Raw genomic sequence first — 1310 nt, 5'->3', positions numbered from 1 at the left:
ATGGGTGTCCCGAATACCGGTGACACTGCGTGGATGCTGGCCAGTGCCGCGTTGGTGTTGTTGATGACGCCCGGCCTGGCTTTTTTCTATGGCGGCATGGTCCGCGCGAAGAACGTGCTGAACATGATCATGATGAGTATCAGTGCGATGGGTCTGGTGACGGTGCTGTGGGTGTTGTATGGGTACTCGCTGGCGTTCGGTAACGATGTTTCGGGGCTGTTTGGTAACCCGGCGCAGTTTTTCGGTTTGAAGGGTCTTATCGGTGGTAATGCTGCTGAGGCGGTGATCGCCGATCCGGCTAATGGGATCGAGGCGGCCGAGGTTGTCAATATTCCGCTGGTGGGCACGATTCCGGCGACAGTGTTTGTGGCGTTTCAGTTGATGTTCGCGATCATCACGGTGGCGCTGATTTCTGGTGCGGTGGCTGACCGGTTGAAGTTCGGGTCGTGGTTGTTGTTTTCGGGTTTGTGGGTCACGATCGTGTACTTCCCGGTTGCGCATTGGGTTTTCGCGTTCGATGGTGCGGCCGCGGAGAAGGGTGGCTGGATCGCTAATCAGATCAAGGCAATTGACTTCGCTGGTGGTACCGCGGTGCATATCAATGCCGGTACCGCGGGTTTGGTGCTGGCGCTGATTTTGGGTAAGCGCAAGGGCTGGCCGGGCACGCCGATGCGTCCGCATAACTTGCCGTTCGTGATGCTCGGTGCTGGTCTGTTGTGGTTTGGCTGGTATGGGTTCAACGCGGGTTCGGCGACCAGTTCTAATGGTTTAGCGGGCTCGACGTTTGTGACCACCACGGTGGCCACCGCCGCGGCGATGCTGGGCTGGTTGCTTACCGAACGTATTCGGGACGGGCATGCGACCTCGCTGGGTGCGGCCTCGGGAATCGTGGCCGGTTTGGTGGCCATCACCCCGTCGTGCTCGTCGGTGAATGTCGCTGGCGCCCTTGCTATTGGCGTGATCGCCGGCATCCTGTGTGCGCTGGCGGTGGGCTTGAAGTACAAGCTAGGATTTGATGACTCGTTGGATGTTGTCGGTGTGCACCTGGTCGGCGGGATCGTTGGCACGTTGCTCATCGGTTTGTTCGCCGCGCCCGAGACCGGTGCGGCCGTGGCCGGTCTGTTCTACGGCGGCGGGCTAGAACAGTTGTGGCGCCAAGCCCTTGGCGCCGGGGCGGTTCTGCTCTATTCGGCAATAGGCACCGCTATCGTTGCATTCATCGTGAAGTACACCATTGGCCTGCGCATCAGCGACGAGGGAGAAGCGGCCGGAGCCGACGAATCCCAACACGCTGAAGGCGCATACGACTT

At 59.9% G+C, this 1310-nt stretch carries 1 protein-coding gene; it reads left to right on the top strand.

From position 1 onward, the window contains the following. Positions 1-1310: ammonium transporter (locus AOT83_RS19555; RefSeq protein WP_057980044.1), on the top strand; the 1310-nt coding region annotated here is incomplete at both ends.

This window comes from Mycobacteroides sp. H001 (assembly GCF_001440005.1).
Classification (GTDB): Bacteria; Actinomycetota; Actinomycetes; order Mycobacteriales; family Mycobacteriaceae; genus Mycobacterium; species Mycobacterium gwanakae.
This window is presented reverse-complemented; position numbering and strand designations above follow the sequence as displayed.